This window comes from Rhodococcus sp. PvR044, from assembly GCF_040548995.1.
Taxonomy (GTDB): Bacteria; Actinomycetota; Actinomycetes; order Mycobacteriales; family Mycobacteriaceae; genus Rhodococcus_G; species Rhodococcus_G oryzae.
Map to the genome: position 1 here is coordinate 937,148 of NZ_JBEPSX010000001.1, position 23,114 is coordinate 960,261.

General features: G+C 69.7%; 19 protein-coding genes and 1 riboswitch. Of the genes, 17 read left to right on the forward strand and 2 right to left on the reverse strand.

All coding sequences use genetic code 11. The annotated features are described in order from the left end of the window. The first annotated feature begins 43 nt into the window (after nucleotides 1–43). Nucleotides 44–1,465: a short-chain fatty acyl-CoA regulator family protein gene (locus ABIC28_RS04230; RefSeq protein WP_354577645.1), complete on the forward strand. Its 1,422-nt coding sequence runs from the start codon at nucleotides 44–46 to the stop codon at nucleotides 1,463–1,465. Nucleotides 1,466–1,509: 44 nt separating this feature from the next. On the opposite strand, the gene metE is transcribed toward ABIC28_RS04230, so the two are convergent. Next, complete coding sequence (metE, locus tag ABIC28_RS04235) at nucleotides 1,510–3,777, reverse strand: 5-methyltetrahydropteroyltriglutamate--homocysteine S-methyltransferase (RefSeq protein ID WP_354577648.1); 2,268 nt, start codon at nucleotides 3,775–3,777, stop codon at nucleotides 1,510–1,512. Between the two features lie 146 nt (nucleotides 3,778–3,923). After that, a riboswitch (cobalamin riboswitch) is annotated at nucleotides 3,924–4,136 on the reverse strand. Between the two features lie 303 nt (nucleotides 4,137–4,439). Here metE and ABIC28_RS04240 point away from each other — a divergent pair. The 9 genes from ABIC28_RS04240 to ABIC28_RS04280 all read left to right on the forward strand — a co-directional run bounded on the left by ABIC28_RS04240 (nucleotide 4,440) and on the right by ABIC28_RS04280 (nucleotide 12,847). Next, on the forward strand, nucleotides 4,440–7,853 hold the full coding sequence (locus tag ABIC28_RS04240) for a pyruvate carboxylase (protein ID WP_269588246.1): 3,414 nt from the start codon (nucleotides 4,440–4,442) through the stop codon (nucleotides 7,851–7,853). After that, the gene (rsmD, locus tag ABIC28_RS04245) at nucleotides 7,850–8,413 is read left to right on the forward strand and encodes a 16S rRNA (guanine(966)-N(2))-methyltransferase RsmD (protein ID WP_354577651.1); all 564 of its coding nucleotides are present in this window, start codon (nucleotides 7,850–7,852) and stop codon (nucleotides 8,411–8,413) included. Before ABIC28_RS04240 ends, rsmD begins: the two co-directional genes overlap by 4 nt. Next, entirely contained in the window at nucleotides 8,410–8,907 is a 498-nt protein-coding gene (coaD, locus tag ABIC28_RS04250; RefSeq protein WP_097212648.1) for a pantetheine-phosphate adenylyltransferase, read from the forward strand. The genes rsmD and coaD overlap by 4 nt, the downstream gene beginning before the upstream one ends. A 97-nt stretch (nucleotides 8,908–9,004) precedes the next feature. Next, nucleotides 9,005–9,775, forward strand: coding sequence for a polarized growth protein Scy-related protein (locus ABIC28_RS04255; protein WP_077041189.1), 771 nt, complete (start codon nucleotides 9,005–9,007; stop codon nucleotides 9,773–9,775). Nucleotides 9,776–9,920: 145 nt separating this feature from the next. Beyond that, nucleotides 9,921–10,490, forward strand: coding sequence for a YceD family protein (locus tag ABIC28_RS04260; RefSeq protein ID WP_257017545.1), 570 nt, complete (start codon nucleotides 9,921–9,923; stop codon nucleotides 10,488–10,490). A 2-nt stretch (nucleotides 10,491–10,492) separates the two neighbouring features. Next, nucleotides 10,493–10,675 (forward strand): 50S ribosomal protein L32, encoded by a 183-nt coding sequence (gene rpmF, locus ABIC28_RS04265; RefSeq protein ID WP_077041191.1) that lies wholly within the window; start codon nucleotides 10,493–10,495, stop codon nucleotides 10,673–10,675. Nucleotides 10,676–10,682: 7 nt separating this feature from the next. After that, on the forward strand, nucleotides 10,683–11,423 hold the full coding sequence (gene rnc / locus ABIC28_RS04270; protein WP_097212649.1) for a ribonuclease III: 741 nt from the start codon (nucleotides 10,683–10,685) through the stop codon (nucleotides 11,421–11,423). Nucleotides 11,424–11,427: 4 nt separating this feature from the next. After that, on the forward strand, nucleotides 11,428–12,288 hold the full coding sequence (mutM, locus tag ABIC28_RS04275; protein WP_097212650.1) for a bifunctional DNA-formamidopyrimidine glycosylase/DNA-(apurinic or apyrimidinic site) lyase: 861 nt from the start codon (nucleotides 11,428–11,430) through the stop codon (nucleotides 12,286–12,288). Between the two features lie 52 nt (nucleotides 12,289–12,340). Beyond that, nucleotides 12,341–12,847 (forward strand): hypothetical protein, encoded by a 507-nt coding sequence (locus ABIC28_RS04280; RefSeq protein ID WP_354577655.1) that lies wholly within the window; start codon nucleotides 12,341–12,343, stop codon nucleotides 12,845–12,847. Between the two features lies 1 nt (nucleotide 12,848). Here the strand turns inward: ABIC28_RS04280 and pdxR are convergent, their stop codons facing one another. Next, nucleotides 12,849–14,297: a MocR-like pyridoxine biosynthesis transcription factor PdxR gene (gene pdxR / locus ABIC28_RS04285; RefSeq protein WP_354577657.1), complete on the reverse strand. Its 1,449-nt coding sequence runs from the start codon at nucleotides 14,295–14,297 to the stop codon at nucleotides 12,849–12,851. 77 nt (nucleotides 14,298–14,374) lie between these two features. Between pdxR and ABIC28_RS04290 the strand changes: the two genes are divergently transcribed. From ABIC28_RS04290 to ABIC28_RS04320, 7 genes are all read left to right on the forward strand, one after another. Next, the gene (locus ABIC28_RS04290; protein WP_269588243.1) at nucleotides 14,375–15,013 is read left to right on the forward strand and encodes a pyridoxamine 5'-phosphate oxidase family protein; all 639 of its coding nucleotides are present in this window, start codon (nucleotides 14,375–14,377) and stop codon (nucleotides 15,011–15,013) included. Between the two features lie 308 nt (nucleotides 15,014–15,321). Further along, on the forward strand, nucleotides 15,322–15,420 hold the full coding sequence (kdpF, locus tag ABIC28_RS04295; protein WP_099459055.1) for a K(+)-transporting ATPase subunit F: 99 nt from the start codon (nucleotides 15,322–15,324) through the stop codon (nucleotides 15,418–15,420). Nucleotides 15,421–15,423: 3 nt separating this feature from the next. Then, nucleotides 15,424–17,124, forward strand: a complete 1,701-nt coding sequence (gene kdpA, locus ABIC28_RS04300) for a potassium-transporting ATPase subunit KdpA (RefSeq protein WP_354577660.1) — start codon at nucleotides 15,424–15,426, stop codon at nucleotides 17,122–17,124. Continuing rightward, nucleotides 17,121–19,232, forward strand: a complete 2,112-nt coding sequence (kdpB, locus tag ABIC28_RS04305; RefSeq protein WP_354577662.1) for a potassium-transporting ATPase subunit KdpB — start codon at nucleotides 17,121–17,123, stop codon at nucleotides 19,230–19,232. Before kdpA ends, kdpB begins: the two co-directional genes overlap by 4 nt. 6 nt (nucleotides 19,233–19,238) lie before the next feature. Next, the gene (locus tag ABIC28_RS04310; RefSeq protein ID WP_269588240.1) at nucleotides 19,239–19,871 is read left to right on the forward strand and encodes a potassium-transporting ATPase subunit C; all 633 of its coding nucleotides are present in this window, start codon (nucleotides 19,239–19,241) and stop codon (nucleotides 19,869–19,871) included. 26 nt (nucleotides 19,872–19,897) lie between these two features. Next, nucleotides 19,898–22,423, forward strand: coding sequence for a sensor histidine kinase (locus ABIC28_RS04315; RefSeq protein ID WP_269588239.1), 2,526 nt, complete (start codon nucleotides 19,898–19,900; stop codon nucleotides 22,421–22,423). Further along, complete coding sequence (locus tag ABIC28_RS04320; RefSeq protein WP_027499265.1) at nucleotides 22,420–23,100, forward strand: response regulator; 681 nt, start codon at nucleotides 22,420–22,422, stop codon at nucleotides 23,098–23,100. Before ABIC28_RS04315 ends, ABIC28_RS04320 begins: the two co-directional genes overlap by 4 nt. Nucleotides 23,101–23,114 lie beyond the last annotated feature (14 nt).

The following is a 23,114-nucleotide window of genomic DNA, read 5'->3' on the forward strand; positions in this document are numbered from 1 at the left end:
ATGGGTGCGCGGTATTCTCACGGGGCCAGCGAGGAGGAGATCGATGAAGAAGATGTACGCCGGTGCCCGGCTGCGGCGGCTCCGTGAGGAGCGGCACCTCTCGCAGCTGGCGCTCGCCAAGACGCTGGGACTCTCGCCGAGCTACGTGAACCAGCTCGAGAACGACCAGCGCCCGCTCACGGTGCCGGTGCTCCTCAAGCTCAACTCCGAGTTCGATCTCGACGTCCAGTTCTTTGCGGCGGACTCCGACGCCCGCCTGGTCGCCGATGTCCACCAGGCGCTGGCGGAGACGTCCGAGTCCGGCGACGTCTCGCTCGCGGAGCTGGACGAGTTGGTGGCCCGCATGCCCGCGGTGGGCCGAACCCTGGTGACGCTGCACCGTCGCCTGCACGCGGCGACCGATCAGCTGGACCAGTTCTCGGCGCAGCTGTCCGGGGAGGCCCCGGCCGGCTCTGCGCGCGTTCCGATGCCGTACGAGGAGGTTCGCGATTTCTTCTACGATCGCCGCAACCACATCGCCCGGCTCGACGACGCCGCGGAGCAGATGTTCACCCGCAACGAGCTGACCATCGGCGCGCTCGATCTGCAGCTCGCGAGGCTGATGCGCGATCGGCACGGCGTGACGGTGCGGATCCGGACCGATGAACCGGATCAGTTGGGTCCCAAGCGTTTCTTCGACGCGAAGAAGTCGACCCTCACCCTCGCGCGGCGGCTGACAGCGGGTCAGCGCGCCTTCCAGATCGCGATGCAGCTGGCCTTCCTGACGCAGGCAGAGGCGATCGACTCTATTGTCGCGGAGGATGATTCGCTGAGCGCCGAGTCCGCGGCGCTGGCGCGGATCGGGTTGGCGCACTACTTCGCCGGCGCGCTGATCCTGCCGTACAGCCAGTTCCTGGACTCGGCCGAATCGCTGCGCTATGACATCGACCTGCTCAGCCTGATGTTCGAGGTCGGCTTCGAGACCATCTGTCACCGGCTGTCCACGCTGCAGCGGCACCGCCAGCGCGGGGTGCCGTTCTTCTTCGTCCGCACCGATCGCGCCGGGAACATCTCCAAACGGCAGTCCGCCACCGCCTTTCACTTCTCCCGGGTGGGTGGGAGCTGCCCGTTGTGGGTGGTCCACGAGGCCTTCGCCAACCCGGGCCGGATCCACACGCAGGTGGCGAAGATGCCTGACGGGCGCACCTACCTGTGGGTGGCCCGGACCACGCACAGCGGCGGCCTCGGCTATCTGGCCCCCGAACGCAACTTCGCGATCGGGCTCGGCTGCGACATCGCCTACGCCGATCGGATGGTGTACTCGCACGGAATCCAGACCGACGACCCGGCCACGATCGTGCCGATCGGCGCGGGGTGCAAGGTGTGCGACCGCCCCGCCTGCGCGCAACGGGCATTCCCGCAGTTGGGGCGGTCGGTCCTGGTGAACGAGAACAGCAGCGGGCACCTGCCGTACCCGCACGCGTAGCCGCACCCACGCCCGCCCGGGGCGAGCGCAGGTGCGGCGCCGGCCTAGAGCTCGGCCCGGACCAGTGCGGTCGCGGCGACGAGGTTGCGCAGGGACGCCTCGACCTCGGCCCGGCCACGGGTCTTCAGGCCGCAGTCGGGGTTGACCCACAGCCGCTCCGCAGGAACAGCCTTCAGCGCGGCACGCAGCGAGTCGGCGATCTCCGCGACCGAGGGCACCCTGGGGGAGTGGATGTCGTAGACGCCCGGACCGACACCGAGATCGAATCCGACCGCGTTGAGATCGTCGAGGACCTCCATGTGCGAGCGCGCCGCCTCGATCGAGGTGACGTCGGCATCCAGACCGGCGATCGCCCCGATCACCTCGCCGAATTCCGAGTAGCACAGGTGGGTGTGAATCGAGGTCGCGTCGGCGACCCCGGAGGTGGCAAGCCGGAACGCGCCGACCGACCAGTCCAGGTAGGCGGGTTGATCCGCCGACCGCAGCGGCAACAGCTCACGCAGCGCGGGTTCGTCCACCTGGATCACCTGCGCCCCCGCTCTTTCGAGGTCGACGGTCTCGTCGCGGATCGCCAGCGCCACCTGGTCGGCCGACTCGGACAGCGGCTGGTCGTCCCGGACAAACGACCACGCCAGGATGGTGACCGGCCCGGTGAGCATGCCCTTGACCGGCCGCGGCGTCAGTGACTGTGCGTACGAGGTCCAGTCGACCGTCATCGGGCGCGGCCGGCGGACATCGCCGTACAGGATCGGCGGTCGCACGCAGCGGGTCCCGTAGGACTGCACCCAACCGTTGGCTGTGGCGAAGAAGCCGTCGAGCTGTTCGGCGAAGTACTGCACCATGTCGTTGCGCTCGGGTTCGCCGTGCACCAGCACGTCCAGACCCAGCTGTTCCTGGAGGGCGATGACATCGGCCACCTCGCCGCGCATCCGGCGCAGGTAGTCGGCCTCGTCGATCTCGCCCTTCCGCAGCGCGGCCCTGGCCACCCGGATGGCGGTCGTCTGCGGGTACGAGCCGATCGTGGTGGTGGGCAGCTGCGGTAGCGGCAGGACGGCAGCCTGCACCTCGCGCCGCTCCGCGGCGGGACGCCGCCCGCCGTCGGACGCCTTCAGACCGGTCAATCGCGCCCGGATCGCGTAGTCGTGCAGCCGTCGATCGGCCGCCCTGGTGGCCTTCGCGGACGCCGCCTGCGCCAGCTCCTCGCCGACGGCCTCGCGACCGGAACGCAGGCCGGTGGCGAGGGTGATGACCTCGCGCACCTTCTCGGAGCCGAAGGCCAGCCAGGACCGCAGGGCGTCGTCGAGTTCGCTCTCGCTCTCGAGCGAGTACGGCACGTGCAGCAGGGAGCAGGAGGTGGAGACCGCGACCGAAGCCACGCTTCCGCGCAGGGTTTCGAGCGTCGTCAGGGATGCGGCCAGGTCGTTGCGCCAGATGTTCCGCCCGTCGACGATCCCGGCGACGAGGTGCTTGCCCGCGAGTTCGGGGATTCCGGCCAGCGCCTCCTGGTCGCCCGCGACGAGGTCGACCGCCAGACCCTCGATGTCGGTCTTCGCCAGCGCGGGCAGGGCGGCGCCGAGGTCGCCGAAGTAGGAGGCGAGCAGGATCGCGGGCCGATGCTCGAGCGCGGACAGCGACCGGTACACCTCGCCAGCGGTGGCGATCTCGGACTCCGTGCGATCGGCGACCAGCGCTGGTTCGTCGATCTGAACCCACTCGACGCCTGCGTCCGCCAGCCGCCCGAGCAGCGCGGAGTACAGCGGGAGCAGCTCCCCGACCCGGGAGAGGAGGGAGGACTCGGAGTCGATCGCCTTCGACAGGAGCAGGAAGGTGACCGGCCCGATCAGCACCGGTCGCGCGGCGATGCCGAGGGCCTGCGCCGCCTCGACCTCGCCCAGCACCTTCGACGGGTCGAGGGTGAACCGGGTCGAGGAGCTGATCTCGGGGACCAGGTAGTGGTAGTTCGTGTCGAACCACTTCGTCATCTCGAGTGGGGTGACGGTGGCGGTGCCGCGGGCGGCCGCGAAATAGCGATCCAGAGCCGTCGACTCGCCGGCGACCCGCTCCGGCAGGGCGCCGAGCATCGCGGCGGTGTCGAGCATCTGGTCGTAGTACGAGAAGACGTTGACCGGAACGGAATCGATCCCGGCGTCGCGCAGTTCGGTCCAGATCTGTGTGCGTAGGTCCCGTGCGACGGCATCGAGCGCGGAGGCGTCGAGACTGCCGGCCCAGAAGGACTCGACGGCCCTCTTGAGTTCGCGGCGGGGACCGATGCGCGGGGAGCCCAGCACGGTTGCGGTGAAGGTGGATGTCACGGTGTTCTCCAGTTGCTGACAGCGGGGTGGCCACCACCGGCAGACGAGAGCACGGACCGAGCCCAGGTGGCGCCCGCGTGCGGGCAGCAGTCAACGGCGATCCGATCTACTCGCCCATTCCACGAGGCGGTGGACCGTCGGGCACGGCGTGCCCGACGCAGTCGGCAGGTCTTCGGACTCGCAGGCGCCCGGTGATCGACACCGGTCCTAGTGGCCGTCGCTTCCCAGACGCGAAGTCCAGTGCATGGTGACGGCGGTCGTTCCTGCATACCGCTGCGGGACAGTCCCGGATTCTCACCGGGTTCCCTCTCACACCTCTCTCCTCATAGGCAAGGGAGACGTGCTTCGACGCCGGGCGGGGACTTCGGGGCTCCTCATGACCACACCGGGCGGACCGATTGCACTGACGAGTATATGAGGCAGACCGGGAGCGGTCGACCAGCTCGCTGCGGGGGTGTTCGCCCGCCGTTCGGGCCATCTGCGAACCCTGCGAAAGAGTTGTGATCGAGTCGTATATCCGCAGCTCACGGTGGGTGCCGTATCCCTGTGAGGTGGGGGCCGGTAGCGTACTGCATCGTTACAGCGGGTCGAGTATGCGGGAATTTCCCGGATGCTAGGACACCGTCCGGCGAGCGGTACGAGAGCAAGGGTAATTTTCAGCAATGTTCTCTAAAGTTTTGGTTGCCAATCGCGGGGAAATCGCGATCAGGGCATTCCGCGCCTCCTACGAGCTGGGCGCGGGGACCGTAGCTGTCTTTCCGTACGAGGACCGCAACTCGGTCCACCGTCTGAAGGCCGACGAGAGTTACCAGATCGGGGAGGAGGGGCACCCGGTCCGGGCCTACCTGTCGATCGCCGAGATCGTCGCGGCTGCGAAGAAGTCCGGCGCCGACGCCATCTACCCCGGCTACGGCTTCCTCTCCGAGAACCCGGACCTGGCCGCGGCCTGTGCCGCCGAGGGCATCACCTTCGTCGGCCCGTCCGCGGAGGTGCTCGAGCTCACCGGCAACAAGGCCCGCGCGATCGCCGCCGCGAAGGCGGCAGGCCTCCCCGTGCTCTCCTCGTCGGCGCCGTCCGCCGACGTGGACGAGCTGCTCGCCGCCGCCGAGTCCATGCAGTTCCCGCTGTTCGTCAAGGCGGTCGCAGGCGGCGGTGGCCGCGGCATGCGCCGGGTCGCCGAGCGCGCCCAGCTGCGCGAGGCGATCGAGGCCGCGGCCCGCGAGGCGGAGTCCGCCTTCGGTGACGCCACCGTGTTCCTCGAGCAGGCCGTCGTCGACCCGCGCCACATCGAGGTGCAGATCCTGGCCGACGGTCAGGGCAACGTGATCCACCTGTTCGAGCGCGACTGCAGCGTGCAGCGACGACACCAGAAGGTGATCGAGCTGGCGCCCGCGCCGAACCTCCCGGAGGAACTGCGCGCGCGGATCTGCGCCGACGCGGTCGCGTTCGCCAAGGAGATCAACTACAGCTGCGCGGGCACCGTCGAGTTCCTCCTCGACACCCGCGGCAACCACGTGTTCATCGAGATGAACCCGCGCATCCAGGTCGAGCACACCGTCACCGAGGAGGTGACGGACGTGGACCTGGTGCAGGCGCAGCTGCGGATCGCCTCCGGCGAGACGCTTGCCGATCTGGGCCTGTCCCAGGATTCGATCAAGCTCCGCGGCGCGGCGCTGCAGCTCCGCATCACCACCGAGGACCCGGCCAACGGGTTCCGTCCCGACACCGGCCGGATCACCGCGTACCGCACCCCCGGCGGTGCAGGCGTACGCCTCGACGGCGGCGCGAACCTGGGCGCCGAGGTCGGCGCCTACTTCGACTCGATGCTCGTCAAGCTCACCTGTCGCGGCCGGGACCTGCCCGCAGCCGTCGCAAGGGCGCGCCGGGCGGTGACCGAGTTCCGGATCCGCGGCGTCGCCACCAACATCCCGTTCCTGCAGGCCGTCCTCGATGACCCCGACTTCCGCGCGGGCAACGTGACGACCTCGTTCATCGAGGAGCGCCCACAACTGCTCACCTCGAGGGCGTCGGCCGACCGCGGCACCAAGATCCTGACCTACCTCGCCGACGTGACCGTAAACAAGCCGCACGGCGAGCGCCCGACCACGGTCTACGCGCGCGACAAGCTGCCCAAGATCGACCTGACCACGCCGCCGCCCGCCGGCTCGAAGCAGCGACTGATCGAGCTCGGGCCCGAGGGCTTCGCCGCCGCGCTGCGTGCACAGGACGCGCTCGGTGTCACCGACACCACCTTCCGCGACGCGCACCAGTCCCTGCTGGCGACCCGGGTGCGCACCGGAGGCCTGCTCGACGTCGCCGGTCACGTCGCCAGGATGACCCCCGAGCTGCTGTCGGTGGAGGCCTGGGGCGGCGCGACCTACGACGTCGCGCTGCGCTTCCTGCACGAGGACCCGTGGGAGCGGCTGGCCGCGCTGCGCGAGGCGATGCCGAACATCTGCCTGCAGATGCTGCTGCGCGGCCGCAACACCGTCGGTTACACGCCCTACCCCGAGTCGGTCACCCGCGCGTTCGTGCGCGAGGCCACCTCGACGGGCGTGGACATCTTCCGGATCTTCGACGCGCTCAACAACGTCGACCAGATGCGGCCGGCCATCGACGCGGTCCGCGAGACCGGCACCGCCGTCGCCGAGGTCGCGATGAGCTACACCGGTGACCTGTCGAACCCGAACGAGGACCTCTACACCCTCGACTACTACCTGAAGCTGGCCGAGCAGATCGTCGACGCGGGCGCCCACGTGCTGGCCATCAAGGACATGGCCGGACTGCTGCGGGCACCGGCGGCCGCGACCCTGGTGTCGGCGTTGCGCAGCAACTTCGACCTGCCGGTGCACGTGCACACCCACGACACCCCCGGCGGCCAGCTGGCCACCTACCTGGCGGCGTGGCAGGCGGGAGCCGACGCCGTCGACGGCGCGAGCGCGGCGCTGGCGGGCACCACCAGCCAGCCCGCGTTGTCGGCGATCGTCGCGGCCACCGCCCATTCGGCGCGGGACACCGGCCTGGATCTGCAGGCCGTGTGCGACCTCGAGCCGTACTGGGAGGCGCTGCGAAAGGTGTACGCGCCGTTCGAGTCCGGGCTGCCCGCCCCCACCGGTCGCGTCTACACGCACGAGATCCCCGGCGGTCAGCTGTCGAACCTGCGCCAGCAGGCCATCGCGCTCGGGCTGGGCGACCAGTTCGAGGAGGTCGAGGCGAAGTACGCGGCTGCGGACCGGATGCTCGGCCGCCTGGTGAAGGTGACCCCGTCCTCCAAGGTGGTCGGCGACCTCGCGCTGCACCTCGTCGGCTCGGGCGTGTCGACGGACGAGTTCGCGGAGAACCCCGCCGGATACGACATCCCGGAATCGGTGATCGGGTTCCTGCGCGGCGAACTGGGCAACCCGGCAGGCGGCTGGCCGGAGCCGTTCCGCACCAGGGCGCTCGAGGGCCGCGGCGAAGCCAAGCCCGAGACGCCGTTGACCGCGGACGACCAGGCCGGACTCGACGGTTCTCCTGCCGAGCGCCGCGGCACCCTGAACCGGCTGCTGTTCCCCGGCCCGACCCGCGAGTTCCTCGAGCACCGCGAGAAGTACGGCGACACCTCGCGGCTGTCGGCGAACCAGTTCTTCTACGGACTGCGCCGCGGCGAGGAACACCGGGTCACGCTGGCCCCCGGTGTCGAGCTGCTCATCGGGCTGGAGGCGATCTCCGAACCCGACGAGCGCGGCATGCGCACGGTGATGTGCATCCTCAACGGCCAGCTGCGGCCGGTGTCGGTGCGCGACCGCTCGATCGCCAGCGAGGTCCCCGCCGCGGAGAAGGCGGACCGGGGCAACCCCGGCCACGTGGCCGCGCCGTTCGCGGGCGTCGTCACCCTCGTCGTGGCGGAGGGACAGAAGGTCGCTGCGGGCGACACCGTCGCGACGATCGAGGCGATGAAGATGGAGGCGGCGATCACCGCAACCCGCGGTGGCGTCGTGAGCAGGCTCGCGATCACCCCGGTGCAGCAGGTCGAGGGCGGCGACCTGCTGACCGTGATCTCCGTGGTGTCGACGGAGGAGGACGGGCCGCAGTGACCCGGATCGTCGCCGGCGCCGCGGGTGGGCGCCGGCTCCGGGTCCCGCCGAAGGGCACCCGGCCCACCTCGGAGCGTGTGCGCGAGGCGCTGTTCAGTTCGCTCGACGCCCGGATGCATCTCGACGGCGCCGCCGTGCTCGACCTGTTCGCGGGGTCGGGAGCGCTTGGCTTGGAGGCACTCTCGCGGGGCGCCGAGCACGTGGTGCTGGTCGAATCGGACGCGAAGGCGGCCGCGGTGGCGCGCGAGAACGTGGCGACACTCGGGTTGCCGGGCGCGCTCGTGCGGTCGTCGCCGGTGGCCGCGGTCGTCGCGGGCACGCCCGATCGCGAGTACGACCTGGTCTTCATCGACCCGCCGTACGCGATGGGCGAGGACGAGGTCGGATCGGTGCTTGGCGCGCTCGTCGACGGGGGCTGGATCGGGGAGGATTCGCTGGTCGTCCTCGAACGGTCCTCGCGATCGCCCGCGACCGTGTGGCCGTCCGGACTGTCGGCCGACCGGGTGCGTAAGTATGGCGAGACCCGGATCGAGATCGCCTGTTACGGTCTGCAGTCATGAGCAGTGCGGTCTGCCCCGGGTCCTTCGATCCCATCACCAACGGTCACCTCGACGTGATCGGCCGGGTGGCGGTTCAGTTCGACGAGGTCATCGTCACGGTGATGATCAACAAGAACAAGAAGGGGCTGTTCAGCATCGACGAACGCCTCGAGATGCTGCGCGAGGCCGTCGCGGACCTGCCGAACGTCCGGGTCGACTCCTGGCAGGGACTCCTCGTCGACTATGCGAAGGCGAATGGGGCCAGCGCGATCGTCAAGGGCCTGCGCGGCGCCAACGACTTCGACTACGAGCTGCAGATGGCGCAGATGAACCACAAGCTCACCGGCGTCGACACCCTCTTCATCGCGACGAACCCGCGCTACAGCTACCTCTCCAGCTCGCTGGTCAAGGAGGTGGCGACCTACGGCGGTGACGTCGCGGACATGCTGCCCGCGAAGGTGCACGAGCGGCTGCTGGCCCGGCTGGCGGAGCGCGCCGCGGGGCCGACCGCGTAACGGTTGATCCTCGACACACTGGGCGTGGCGGCGCGCCGGTGAGCGGCGCGACGGGCAGACTGGTCTCGTAAGCCGTCGTCGACGATTGGGGTTTGGCGTGTACCGGGTATTCGAGGCGCTCGACGAGCTCGTCGCGATCGTGGAAGAGGCGCGCGGTGTCCCGATGACGGCCGGGTGCGTGGTGCCCCGCGGCGACGTCCTCGAACTCCTCGATGACGTCCGTGAGGCGATCCCGGGCGAGCTCGACGACGCGCAGGACGTGCTCGACCACCGCGACAAGCTGGTCGGCGACGCCCGCGCGCACGCCGAGCAGGCGGTCTCGAGCGCGGACGCCGAGGCGGCGGCCACCCTCGCCGAATCGCGGGACAACGCCGACCGGATCCTCGCCGACGCCAAGGCGAAGGCCGACCGGATGGTCTCCGAGGCGCAGGCACACGCCGATGAACTCGTCGCCGACGCGCGCGAGGAGGCGGACCGGACCATCGCCGAGGGGCAGCACGAATACGACAGCCTCACCGGGCAGGCCGCGGCCGAGGCGGAGCGCCTGGTCGAATCCGGCCGCGCCGCACACGAGCGGTCGGTCGCGGACGGCCGCGCCGAGCAGGAGCGGCTGGTGTCGCAGACCGAGGTCGTGCAGGCCGCGCACTCGGAGTCGGCTCGGGTCATCGATTCCGCGCACGCCGAATCGGACCGGTTGCGGGGCGAATGCGACCTGTACGTGGACGGCAAGCTCGCCGAGTTCGAGGAGTTCCTCAGCGGGACCATCCGCTCCGTTGGCCGCGGCCGCCAGCAACTGCGGACCGGCTCCGGGATCCCCGACTACGACGAGCCCGACGAGCGACCCAGCCGGTCGAGCCGTCACCGGTAGCCGAGGGTCGCCTGCTGCAGATTTTCCATTGGGGCACCCCATCGCGTACCGTTGAGTGGTTGCCCATCCCCTTCTTCGCTGACGAAAGAGTATTCGCGTGTCCTCGCATCGTTCCGGTTCGCCCCGTCTTCACGAGGGCGGTCTTGTGCTGGACATCCTCAGTCTGGGGCGCCGTCCCGGGTCGATGACCACGGTCACCCGCACGGTGCCCGCCGCCTCCCGTATCGGCCTCGACATGATCGCGGTGCCGGTCGGCGGTGACGTCGCACTCGACCTCCGGCTTGAGTCCGTCTCGGAGGGCGTGCTGGTCACCGGCACCGTCCGGGCGGCCACCGAGGGGGAGTGCTCGCGCTGCCTCGAACCGTTCGACGCCGAGCTCGACCTCTACCTCACCGAGCTGTTCGCGTACCCGAACAGCACCACCGAGGCGACCACCGAAGAAGATGAGATCTACCGCATCGTCGATGACCTGATCGATCTCGAACCGGTCATCGTGAATGCGGCCGGGCTAGCGCTTCCGCTGCAGCCATTGTGCAGCGAAGATTGCCAGGGACTGTGCCCCGAATGTGGGGTTCGTCTGGCGATTGCAGAATCTGGGCATGGACATGAGATACTGGATCCTCGCTGGGCTGCCCTCGCGGGGAAGTTCGACGCTGAGGATGCATCATCCCAGCCCAGCAAGAGTCGTGTGAACACTGAAGCCGAGGAGAAGTAGAAGTGGCTGTCCCCAAGCGCAAGATGTCGCGGTCCAACACCAGGTCGCGTCGCAGCCAGTGGAAGACCACTGTGCCCACCCTCATCACCTGCCCGAACCGTGGCTGTGGCGAGAAGACCCTGCCCCACATTGCGTGCCCGTCCTGCGGCACCTACAAGGGTCGTCAGGTCACCGCTGCGGTCTAGTCGCGCAGTGACAAGTAGCAACGCAGCACCCGCCGGCGGCGAGGGGGATCATGATTCCCTCCTCGCCGCTCTTGGCGTTGTCCTGGACGAACCGCTGCTCACGCTGGCGCTGACCCACCGCTCGTATGCGTACGAGAACGGCGGGTTGCCGACCAATGAGCGGCTCGAGTTCCTGGGCGACTCGGTGCTCGGCCTGACCATCACCGAGAAGCTCTACGTCGCGCATCCGGAGAAGTCCGAGGGTGAGCTGGCCAAGATCAGGGCCAGCATCGTCAACATGCACGCACTCGCGGAGGTCGCACGCGATCTCGGTGAGGGTGGTCTCGGTGCCCATCTCCTGCTCGGCAAGGGCGAGGAGATGACCGGGGGCCGCGGCAAGGCGAGCATCCTGGCGGACGGCATGGAGTCGCTGCTCGGTGCCGTGCACCTGCAGCACGGCATCGACACGGCGCGGACCGTCGTGCTCTCGCTGTTCGGTGACCTCCTCGAGCGCGCACCCAAGCTGGGCGCGGGTCTCGACTGGAAGACCAGCCTGCAGGAGCTGACCGCGGAGCGTGGCGCGGGCGTGCCGGTCTACGAGATCAGTGCGACCGGGCCCGATCACGACAAGGAGTTCACCGCGACCGTGCTGGTCGCGGGGGATGCGCTCGGCGTCGGTGTCGGACGGTCGAAGAAGGAAGCCGAGCAGAAGGCGGCCAGCACCGCCTGGAAGTCCCTCTCGGAGGACGACTCCGACCAGGTCGGCTGACGCCGTGCCGGAGCTGCCCGAGGTCGAGGTGGTCCGGCGCGGGCTCGAGGCCCACGTCGTCGGTTCCCGGATCGATGCCGTCGAGGTCCTGCATCCCCGTGCTGTCCGCAGGCACCTTCTCGGCGGTGACGATCTCGCGGCGCAGCTTGCCGGTCTCGGGGTCGTCGGCGCCAGCCGTCGCGGCAAGTACCTCTGGCTCGAGTTGGCGCCCGGCGACCTCGCCGTGGTGGTGCACCTCGGGATGAGCGGCCAGATGCTGGTGCAGCCGCCGGCCGCGCCGCGCGAGAAGCATCTGCGCATCCTGGCGAATCTGGACAGCGGGTCACAGTTGCGGTTTGTCGACCAGCGCACCTTCGGCGGCTGGGCATTGGCGCCGATCGTCGACGTGGACGGGACGGCATTGCCCGAGCCGGTGGCCCACATCGCGCGGGACCCGCTGGACCCGTTGTTCGACGCGGATTCGGTCGTCGCCGCGATCCGGGCGAAGGGATCCGAGATCAAGCGGGTGATCCTGGATCAGACGGTACTGTCCGGGGTTGGCAACATCTACGCCGACGAGGCGTTGTGGCGCACCGGGATCCACGGGAACAGACCTGCTGACCGGCTGACCCGCCCACAGGTGCGCCTGCTGCTCGGCTCGGTCACCGAGGTGATGAGCGAGGCGCTGGCGCAGGGCGGTACCTCGTTCGACGCGCTGTACGTGAACGTGAACGGGGAGTCCGGGTACTTCGACCGGTCGCTGTCCGCCTACGGCCGCGAGGACCGTCCGTGCCCGCGCTGTGGTGCGCCCATCCGGCGGGAGAAGTTCATGAACAGGTCCTCCTACAGCTGCCCGAAGTGCCAGCCACGGCCGCGAGGCTTGTAGACCCCGACCCGCGACGCGCACACTGACGGGTGTCCTTCGGCGAGGAGGTCTCGTGGCCGACTACGACGACATGCTCATCGTGCGCCAGCTCGTCGACGATGTGCTGCTGGTGTTGCGCTGGTCGGCGCAACCGGACGCGGCCGTCGGTGACGACAGCGGTGCGGAGCGCGCCGTGCTGCCCGACGAGGATCTCCGACGCCGGTTCGCCTCGGCTGTCGAACAACTCGTGGCGAATCAGGGGGCGGAGGCGCTCCGCGCGCTCAGCGGCGAGAGCCGGGAGTTCCCCGCCGACACCGTGATCGACGCGTTGGGATCGGCGGGCTGGGACGGCGCCATGCGTGATTTCAAGCTCGCGGTGATCGAGCTGGCAGGCCGCAGCGAGGTGATGGGGGTCGTCCGCGGCGGCGGGACGATCGGGCGGCGGATCTTTCGAACCCTCCTGGCCGCGCTGAACGCGGCCCTCGCCAGTCTCAGCGCCATCCCCGGCGCGTCGGCGATCCAGGAGCTCAAGGACTTCCTGGAGAAGGTCCTCGAGCAGGAGCCGGATGAGCAGCCGTGAGTCAGCGGGCGAGATGCCTGCCGACCACCTCCGCGATCGCACCGGCGACGGCGTCGGCCTGGGTCTCGGGTAACTGCGCGTATCCGAACATCAGGCCCCGTGGACCCGCCGCGTCGGTGCGGTAGGGACCCAGGCCGGGCACCGCGATGCCCCTGGTGCCGAGTTCGGTTGCGATGGCGTCGTCGTCGGCGTGGTCCGGCAGGCGCAGCACCACGTGCAGCCCGGCCTCGATGCCCGCGAGGTCGACCCCCGGCCGGTCCATCAGGGTTGGGCGGCTCCGGAGTGCACCGACCAGGGCGGCCCGCCGCGCCGAGTAGGTGCGCGAGGCCCGGGCGAGGTGCCGGGTCAGGGCGCCGGATTCGATGAAGTGGGCCAGTGCGAGTCCGGTGACCCCGCAGCAGTTCTCGCCGGTGCGGCGCAGCGATTCGTGCACCCGCTGGAGCAGGGCGGGCGGGGGGAGCAGCCAGGCAAGGCGGATCGAGGGCGAGAGGATCTTCGACGCGGTGCCGAGGTAGGCGACGTGCTCGCGTCCGCCCTCGATGCTGCGCAGGGCAGGCAGTGCGGAGACGTCGTAGCGGAACTCGCCGTCGTAGTCGTCCTCGATGATCAGCGTCCCGGAGGCGGCCGCCCGCCCCACCAGCCCGGCGCGACGGGCGACCGGCATCCGGGCGCCGAGCGGATACTGGTGCGCCGGAGTGCAATACACGGCGGCATCGGTCTCGCGGAGCGCCGCCGGGTCGAGACCGTCGGCATCGACCGCGATCGGCCGCGGGCGGGCCCCGGACAGCTCGAGTGTCCGGCGGGCGTTGCGGTACCCCGGCTCCTCGAAGGCGACGTCCCTGCCGGCCAGGTCCGCGGCCGCGGCGAGGGTGCGCAGCGCGGAGTCGACACCGGGGACGACCACCAGTTCGTCCGGGTGGGCGAGAATCCCGCGGGTGCGGCGCAGGTGCAGGGCCAGCGCGTGGCGCAGCACCGGATGGCCGGTCGAGCCGGGCGAGCGCGGGCGGATCGGTGCCGCCGCGGCCGCCCGCCAGGCGCGCCGCCAGTCGTCGGGGGAGATGAGGCCGGTGTCCGGGCAGCCCGGGGTGAGGTCCCAGGTCGGGGCTGTCGGTGTCGGGCCGGTGTCCGGGACCGGCGTCGGGCGGTCCGACACGTGGGAGCCGGCACCCGCGGCGGCCGCGGCATCGGCCCCAGGCGCGATCAGGGTCCCGGATCCCGGCCGCGCGCACGCATATCCGGCCGCGCAGAGTTCGTCGTAGGCCTCGACCACGCCTGCCCTGGACACGCCCAGCTCGGCGGCGAGCGCCCTGGTCGGCGGCAGTGCGTCGCCGGGGTGTAGCCGGCCGAGCCGGATCGCGTCGATGATCGCCTCCGAGATGCGGTGCCGGAGAGCGGCGCCGGTGGGAGGCAGCGTCAGCGTCAGTTGGACGTCGCGGGGGTGGCGGGCCATGCTCGGAGAATACTGGACTATGCAGATTGGCAATTCTGGACCTGTTGGCCGCGCCAGAATGTGACGAGGCTGGTGGGGTGGACACAATCACCAGGCACCCCGAACGCTCGATGCTCGACCGAACCCAGCTCGACGCCGTGCTCGATGCAGCGGCGGTGGGCACCCTCGCCACCGTCGTCGACGGCATGCCGTGGGCGGTTCCGATGCTCTATGCCAGGGACGGCGACCGGATCATTCTGCACGGGTCCACCGGCGCCGGGGCACTACGCCAGGTCGCGTCGGGCGCACCCGCCGCGCTCTGCGTTGCCCTGCTCGACGGAATCGTGGTGGCGGACAACCTCTTCAACTCCTCGGCCAACTACCGATCCGCCGTGGTGCGCGGGCACCTGATCGCGCTCACGCGGGATGAGTCCGCCGACGCGCTGAACGCACTCTCGGACGCCCTGATCCCGGGACGGAGTGCCGAGGTGCGCGGCCACACCAAGAAGGAGCTCGCGGCCACGCTGACCATCGCGTTGCCGATCAGCGCGGGCGGGTGGACGGTCAAGGTACGCAACGCCCCGCCGAGCGAACCCAACCGAGTCGGCGATGCCTGGGCGGGCGTCGTGCCGCTGCGGACCGTGGCGGGCGCACCGATTCCGGCGCCCTGGGTGGACGGGGACACCCCGGTGCCCGCGTCGGTCGGTCGGCTCGCGGGGGAGACCGCTGTCGTCTGACCGCCACGGAACTGTGCGCGCGTTGTACCCCTGTTGGGGTGCGACGCGCGCACAGGCGCAAGCGCGTAAAGAAGGCGTCAACAGCCCAGGTGGCGGCGTTAGCGAGCCGTAAGGAAGTCCCTATTCGCCCTCGTCCGGGAGCACGCTGCACTGTGCCCGAAAACGGGGACGGCGCACGCCGATGGACGGCGCGCGTGAGACTTTCGAAAAGGAACTGTCATGGCTGATCTGGCCTACGTGGCGCTCATCATCGGCACCTTCAGCCTCTGCGCGCTGGTGCTGCGCGGGTTGCAGACAAAGCGTGCGCAGTGACCGCCGGCGGGACGCTCAGCGTCATCCTGATCGCCATCGCGGCGGCCCTCGTGATCTACCTGCTGATCGCGCTTCTTGACCCCGAGAGGTTCTGACACATGAATCCCGCGCTTGCTGCGGGACTGCAGATAGCACTGGTGATCGCCGTGCTAGCGATTCTGTATGTCCCCGTCGGTGACTACATGGCCAAGGTCTACACCACCGACACCGATCTCCGTTCCGGGGATCTGCGCATCGAGACGGTCCTGTACCGGCTCTGCCGCATCAACGCCCGCACCGACCAGACCTGGTACGGCTACGCCGGGAGCCTGCTCGGCTTCTCGGCCGCGAGCGTGCTCTTCCTCTACTTCCTGCAGCGCGTCCAGGGCGTGCTGCCGCTCAGCGGTGACCTGTCCGGGGTGAGCCCGGCAATGGCGTTCAACACCGCCGCATCGTTCGTGGCCAACACCAACTGGCAGTCGTACGCGCCCGAGACCACGATGACCAACCTGACCCAGCCGATCGGCCTGGCCGTGCAGAACTTCGTGTCCGCGGCCGTAGGTATGGCCGTTGCGGCCGCGCTGATCCGCGGCTTCGTCCGTGTCTCCCGCGGCGGCGAGATCGGCAACTTCTGGGTGGACCTGACCCGTGGCTGCATCCGGATCCTGCTCCCCATCTCGTTCATCATCGCGCTGATCCTCTTGAGCCAGGGCGTGATCCAGTCCTTCGACTCCGGCTTCACCTCGACCGGCCTCGACGGGAACTCCGTCACCAATGCGCTCGCGCCGGTGGCCTCGCAGGAGGCCATCAAGGAATTGGGCACCAACGGTGGCGGCATCCTCGCGGCGAACTCGGCTCACCCCTTCGAGAACCCGACCCCGCTGAGCAATATCGTCGAGATCATCGCGATCCTGCTCATCCCGGTCTCGCTCACCCGCACCTTCGGCACCATGGTCGGCGACCGCAAGCAGGGCCTGACCCTACTGGCCGTGATGGGCCTCCTCTGGGGCGGCCTGCTCGCCGTGACCCTCGCCGCCGAGTCCGGTCAGCGCGGCGTCGCCGCCACCGCGGCGGGCGCAATGATGGAGGGCAAGGAGGTCCGATTCGGGATCCCCGGCACCGCTTTGTTCGCGGTCAGCACCACCGGAACCTCCACCGGCGCGGTCAATGCCGCGCACGACAGCATGTCGCCGCTCGGCGGCGGCGCGGTGATGCTGAACATGCTGCTCGGCGAGATCGCACCCGGCGGCGTCGGCACCGGCCTGTACGGCATCCTCGTGTTGGCGCTGATCGCCGTGTTCGTCGGTGGACTGCTCGTCGGCCGGACCCCCGAGTACCTCGGCAAGAAGCTGGGGCAGCGGGAGATCACCCTGGCGGCGCTTTCGGTGCTCGTGATGCCCGCGCTGGTGCTCATCGGCACCGGCATCACCGTGATCCTGTCGTCCACCACCGGATACCAGGGCAACAGCGGCGATCCGGGCACGCCCGGATCCATCCACGGTTTCTCCGAGGTGCTCTACGCGTTCGCCTCGGCCTCGAACAACAACGGCAGCGCCTTCGGTGGCCTGACCGTGACGAGCGACTGGTTCCAGTCCTCGCTCGGCGTCTGCATGCTGCTCGGACGCTTCCTGCCGATCATCTTCGTACTCGCGCTCGCCGGATCCCTGGCGTCGCAGAAGAAGACGGAGCCGGGCGCGGGCACCCTGCCCACCGCGGGCCCGATGTTCGCCGGACTCCTCACCGGCACCGTCGTCCTGGTCGCGGCGCTGACATTCTTCCCGGCCCTGGCTCTGGGCCCGATCGCGGAGGCTCTGCAATGAGTGTGAACACCACCGAACGTCCCGGCGTCACCCCGCGATCCGGGGAAGACACGCAGGACGAGCAGCACAACCAGCACCGGGTGCAGGGCGGGATCTTCAGCCCGAAGCAGCTGCTCACGGCGCTGCCAGGCGCGGTCCGCAAGCTCGACCCGCGTCACCTCGCGCGCAACCCCGTCATGTTCGTGGTGCTCGTCGGCTCGGTGGTCACCACGGTGATGGCGATCGCCGACCCGTCGGTGTTCTCCTGGGTGGTCGCGGCCTGGCTGTGGTTCACGGTGCTCTTCGCGAACCTGGCCGAGTCCGTCGCCGAGGGCCGCGGCAAGGCGCAGGCGGCAAGCCTGCGGAAGGTCAAGCAGGACACCACCGCTCACCGCATCACGGATAGTGGCGCGATCGAGTCGATCCCGGGCGCGGACCTGGTGGTCGGCGATCGGGTGGTCGTGGTCGCGGGCGAGGTGATCCCCGGTGACGGCGACGTCGTCGAGGGCATCGCCACGGTGGACGAGTCGGCGATCACCGGCGAATCCGCGCCCGTGGTCCGCGAGTCCGGCGGCGACCGCTGCGCGGTGACCGGCGGCACCATCGTGCTGTCCGACCGGATCGTCGTCGAGATCACCGCGGCGCCGGGGCACTCGTTCGTGGACCGGATGATCGCCCTGGTCGAGGGCGCCGCGCGGCAGAAGACGCCCAACGAGATCGCGCTGAACATCCTGCTGGCCTCGCTGACCATCATCTTCATGCTGGCCGTGGTCGCCATCGGGCCGATGGGCATGTACGCGGGCCAGGAGCAGGACCCGATCAAGCTGATCGCGCTGCTCGTCTGCCTCATCCCGACGACCATCGGCGCGTTGCTCTCCGCCATCGGCATCGCGGGCATGGACCGACTGGTGCAACGCAACGTGCTGGCCATGTCCGGCCGCGCGGTCGAGGCGGCAGGCGACATCGACACGCTGCTGATGGACAAGACCGGCACCATCACCTACGGCAACCGCAGGGCAACCGCCCTGCATCCCGCTCCCGGGGTCACCGCGGGGGAACTCGCGGAAGCCGCACGGCTGTCCAGCCTTGCGGACGGGACGCCCGAGGGTCGCAGCATCGTGGAGTTGTGTGCCAAGGACTTCGGGCTCGACCCGGACCCGTCGGAGGCGGAGAAGCTCGGCGAGTTCGTGCCGTTCACGGCTCAGACCCGGATGAGCGGACTCGACCTCAACGGATCGCAGATCCGCAAGGGCGCCAGCGACGCAGCACTGTCCTGGGTGCGGACGCAGGGCGGCAGTGCGGCCCCGGCCGTGACCGACACGGTCAACGAGATCGCCCAGGTCGGCGGCACGCCGCTCGTGGTGGCCGTGGTCGAGGCGGGGAGCCCGAGGGTGCTCGGTGTCATCGAGCTCTCCGACGTGGTCAAGCCGGGCATCGCCGAGCGGTTCGCCGAGCTGCGGGCCATGGGCATCCGCACCGTCATGATCACCGGCGACAACCCGTTGACCGCCAAGGCGATCGCCGCCGAGGCAGGCGTGGACGACTTCATGGCCGAGGCGACCCCGGAGGACAAGCTCGAGCTGATCCGCAAGGAGCAGCGGGGTGGCCGGCTGGTCGCGATGACCGGTGACGGCACCAACGATGCGCCCGCGCTGGCCCAGGCCGATGTCGGCGTCGCGATGAACACCGGTACCTCCGCGGCCAAGGAGGCAGGGAACATGGTGGATCTGGACTCGGATCCCACCAAGCTCATCGAGGTCGTGGAGATCGGCAAGCAGCTGCTCATCACCCGCGGGGCGCTGACCACGTTCTCGCTGGCCAACGACCTGGCGAAGTACTTCGCCATCCTGCCCGCGCTGTTCAGCGGGATCTACCCGCAGCTGGACACGCTGAACATCATGCGCCTGGCGACGCCGCAGTCGGCGATCGTGTCGGCGGTGATCTTCAACGCGCTGGTGATCGTGGCGCTGATCCCGTTGGCGCTCAAGGGCGTGCGCTACCGGCCGTCCTCGGCCTCGCAGTTGCTGGGCCGAAACCTGTTGATCTACGGCCTCGGTGGTGTGATCACGCCGTTCATCGGCATCTGGCTGATCGACCTCGTCGTCCGACTTATTCCTGGGATTGGGTGAGCTTGAATGCGATTCACAATCGGTTTCGTGAAGCAGGTGTGGGCCGGCCTGCTGGTCTTGCTCGCGCTCACCGTGATCCTCGGGGTGATCTACCCCGCCGCGGTGTGGGGGGTGGGCCGGATCAGTTCCGGATCAGCGGAGGGCTCGCCGGTGCGCGACAGCAACGGATGTGTGGTCGGCAGCCGCTGGGTGGGGGTGGACCCGCAGGTGGAGGCAGGCGCGCCGGATCCGTTCTTCCACAACAGGGTCACCGGTTCGGTCGCCGATGAGGACCCGTTCGCACCGGGCGACCCTGCGACCGCCCTGCCGACCAACCAGGGCCCCAGCAGCGAGATCCTGGCGTCGTTCATCACCGAGCGTCGCACGGCGATCGCCGAGCGGGAGGCCGTGCGTCCCGATCAGGTTCCTGTCGACGCAGTGACCGGTTCCGGGTCCGGCATCGACCCGCACATCAGCCCCGCGTACGCCGCGATCCAGGTTCCCAGGGTCGCCGCGGCGAACGGGCTCGGCGAGGAGCGAGTCCGCCAGCTCGTGGACGAGAACACCGAGGGCCGCCAGCTCGGCGTGCTGGGTGCGGAACGGGTGAACGTGCTCGAGCTGAACCTCGCGCTTGGCCTGACCGCGCCTTCCTGCGGCTGACGTGCCCACTGGTGGATGATGACGGAGTGAGCGGTACGGGTTCCGGGGGCGAGGGCAAGCGCGGTGAACTGCGCATCTATCTGGGCGCCGCCCCCGGCGTCGGCAAGACGTTCGCGATGCTCGGCGAGGCCCATCGCCGTCGCGAACGGGGCACCGATGTGGTCGCGGCCGTGGTGGAGACCCACGGCCGCGCCCGCACGGCCGCGCAGATCGGTGACCTCGAGGTGGTGCCGCCGAAGCTGATCGACTACCGCGGCACCACGATGGGCGAACTCGACGTGGACGCGGTGCTCAGGCGTAGGCCTGCGCTCGTGCTGGTCGACGAACTCGCTCACACCAACACCCCCGGCAGCCGCAACGAGAAGCGATGGCAGGACGTCGAGGAGGTGCTCGCGGCGGGCATCGACGTGCTCACCACCCTCAACGTGCAGCACCTCGAGAGCCTCAACGACGTCGTCCAGCAGATCACCGGGGTGACGCAACGGGAGACCGTGCCCGACGCCGTCGTGCGCGCGGCCACCCAGGTCGAGCTCGTCGACATCACCCCGGAGGCGCTGCGCCGCAGGCTCTCCCACGGAAACATCTACGCCGCGGAGAAGGTGGACGCCGCACTGAGCAACTACTTCCGTCGCGGAAACCTCACCGCGTTGCGCGAGCTCGCGCTGCTGTGGGTCGCCGACCAGGTGGATGCGGCGCTCGCGAAGTACCGTGCGGAGAACGAGATCACCGACACCTGGGAGGCCAGGGAGCGGGTGGTGGTTGCCGTCACCGGGGGGCCGGAGTCGGAGACCCTCGTGCGCCGAGCCGGCCGGATCGCCTCGAAATCGAGTGCCGAGCTCATCGTCGTGCACGTGGTGCGCGGCGACGGGCTGGCCGGGGTGTCCGCACCGGAGATGGGCAAGGTGCGCAAGCTGGCGAACAGCATCGGCGCGAGCCTGCACAGCGTGGTCGGCGACGATGTGCCGTCGACCCTGCTCGACTTCGCGCGAGCGGCCAATGCGACCCAGTTGGTGCTCGGGACCTCGAGGCGATCGCGCTGGGCCCGCATCCTCGACGAGGGCATCGGCGCGGCCGTCGTGCAGCAGTCCGGCTCGATCGATGTGCACATGGTTACGCACGGTGAATCGAGCACGCCACGCAGGCTGACCCCGGTGGGCACGCGTTCGCGCAAGATCCTGGCCTGGGTCGCCGCGGTCCTGGTGCCCTCAGCGGCCGCGCTGGTCATGGGAGCGGTCAACCGGTCCTTCGGCTGGGGCGGCGAGAGCGCGCTGTTCTTCATCGTGGTGTTGCTCGTCGCCCTGCTGGGCGGCGTCGCGCCCGCAGCACTGTCCGCGCTGATCTCGGGTCTGCTGCTCAACTACTTCTTCACCCCGCCGCTTCGCAGCTTCACGATCGCCGAGCCGGACAACTTCATCACCACGGTGGTGCTGCTGGTGATCGCCGTCGCGGTGGCCGTGCTGGTGGACGCGGCGGCGAAGCGGGCCAGGGAGGCGCGCCGGGCGTCCAAGGAGGCGGAACTGCTCGCCCTGTTCGCCGGTTCGGTGCTGCGCGGCGCCGACCTGCCCGCGCTGCTGGAGAAGGTGCGGGAGACCTACGCCCAACAGTCGGTGAGCATGATCCGTCGCGGGCACGGGGTGGTGAGCTCGGTGGGACCGGGCCCGCTCACGACGGTCGACGAGGCCGACACCGTGTGCGAGGTCAGCGACGGCGAGTACGCGCTGGCGCTGCGCGGCGACGAACTGCACGCACGCGACCGACGGGTGCTGCTCGCCGTCGCGAATCAGGCGGTGGGGTTGATCCGGCAGAGCGAGCTCGCCGAGGAGGCCAGCCAGGCGAAGGCCCTCGCGGAGGCGGACCGACTGCGGCGCTCGCTGCTGTCCGCGGTGAGCCACGACCTGCGGACGCCGCTGGCCGCAGTCAAGGCCGCGGTCTCGAGCCTGCGCAGCGACGACGTGGAGTTCTCGCCGGAGGACACCGCGGAACTGCTTGCCACGGTGGAAGAGTCGGCCGACCAACTGACCAATCTGGTGGGCAACCTGCTCGACTCCTCGCGGCTGGCGGCGGGTGTGGTGCGCCCGACCCTGCGCCCGGTCTACCTCGAGGAAGTGGTCCATCGCGCGCTGGTCGGCGTCGGGATCGGCGCGCCGGGAATCGGCCGGGCTGGACCGGACCGGGTGAAGGTCGAGGTCGGCGGCAACGCGGTGATGGCGGACAGTGGACTGCTCGAGCGGGTACTGGCGAACCTGGTGGACAACGCGCTCCGGTACGCACCCGACTCGATGGTGCGGATTGCGGCGGCTCCGGTGAAGGACCGGGTGCTGATCACGGTTGCGGACACCGGCCCGGGCATCGCCCGAGGTGCGGAGGATCAGATCTTCGACTCGTTCCAACGCCTCGGCGACCGAGACATGTCCACCGGGGTCGGCCTTGGGTTGTCGGTGGTGCGCGGTTTCGTCGAGGCGATGGGGGGAAGCGTCAGCGCCACGGATACACCGGGCGGTGGGCTGACAATGGTGGTGGACTTGGCTGGGATCGGGAAGGTGACTGTGTGACACGGGTGCTGGTGATCGACGACGAACCGCAGATCCTGCGGGCGCTGCGGATCAATCTGAGCGTGCGGGGCTACGAGGTGACCACGGCGGCGACCGGGGCGGCGGCGCTGCGGGCCGCCGCCGAGAAGCACCCCGAGGTGATCGTGCTCGACCTGGGTCTGCCGGACATGGACGGCATCGAGGTGCTGGCTGGGCTCCGCGGCTGGTCCACCGCCCCCGTGATCGTGCTCTCCGCGCGCACCGACTCGGCCGACAAGGTGGAGGCCCTCGACGCGGGCGCCGACGACTACGTCACCAAGCCCTTCGGCATGGACGAGTTCCTGGCACGCCTGAGGGCCGCGGTACGGCGGCACTCCGCGGCCACCGATGTGGGCGAGCCGGTGGTGGTGACCGAGTCGTTCACCGTCGACCTGGCCGCGAAGCGGGTGATCAAGGACGAGCGCGAGGTGCATCTGACGCCCACCGAGTGGGGGATGCTGGAGATGCTGGTGCGCAACAAGGGCAAGCTGGTCGGGCAGAAGGAATTGCTGCGCGAGGTGTGGGGCCCGTCGTACGCCACCGAAACCCACTACCTGCGTGTGTATCTCGCGCAGCTGCGCCGCAAGCTGGAGCGGGATCCCTCGCAGCCCAAGCATCTGATCACCGAATCCGGGATGGGGTACCGCTTCCAGGTGTAGCCGAGTGGCGCCAT

Coding starts and splice junctions, on each gene's coding strand:
- ABIC28_RS04230 (WP_354577645.1), top strand. CDS start 44: ATGAAGAAGATGTACGCCGGTGCCCGGCTGCGGCGGCTCCGTGAGGAG.
- kdpA (WP_354577660.1), top strand. CDS start 15,424: ATGAATCCCGCGCTTGCTGCGGGACTGCAGATAGCACTGGTGATCGCC.
- kdpB (WP_354577662.1), top strand. CDS start 17,121: ATGAGTGTGAACACCACCGAACGTCCCGGCGTCACCCCGCGATCCGGG.
- pdxR (WP_354577657.1), bottom strand. CDS start 14,297: ATGGCCCGCCACCCCCGCGACGTCCAACTGACGCTGACGCTGCCTCCC.
- coaD (WP_097212648.1), top strand. CDS start 8,410: ATGAGCAGTGCGGTCTGCCCCGGGTCCTTCGATCCCATCACCAACGGT.
- ABIC28_RS04310 (WP_269588240.1), top strand. CDS start 19,239: ATGCGATTCACAATCGGTTTCGTGAAGCAGGTGTGGGCCGGCCTGCTG.
- ABIC28_RS04240 (WP_269588246.1), top strand. CDS start 4,440: ATGTTCTCTAAAGTTTTGGTTGCCAATCGCGGGGAAATCGCGATCAGG.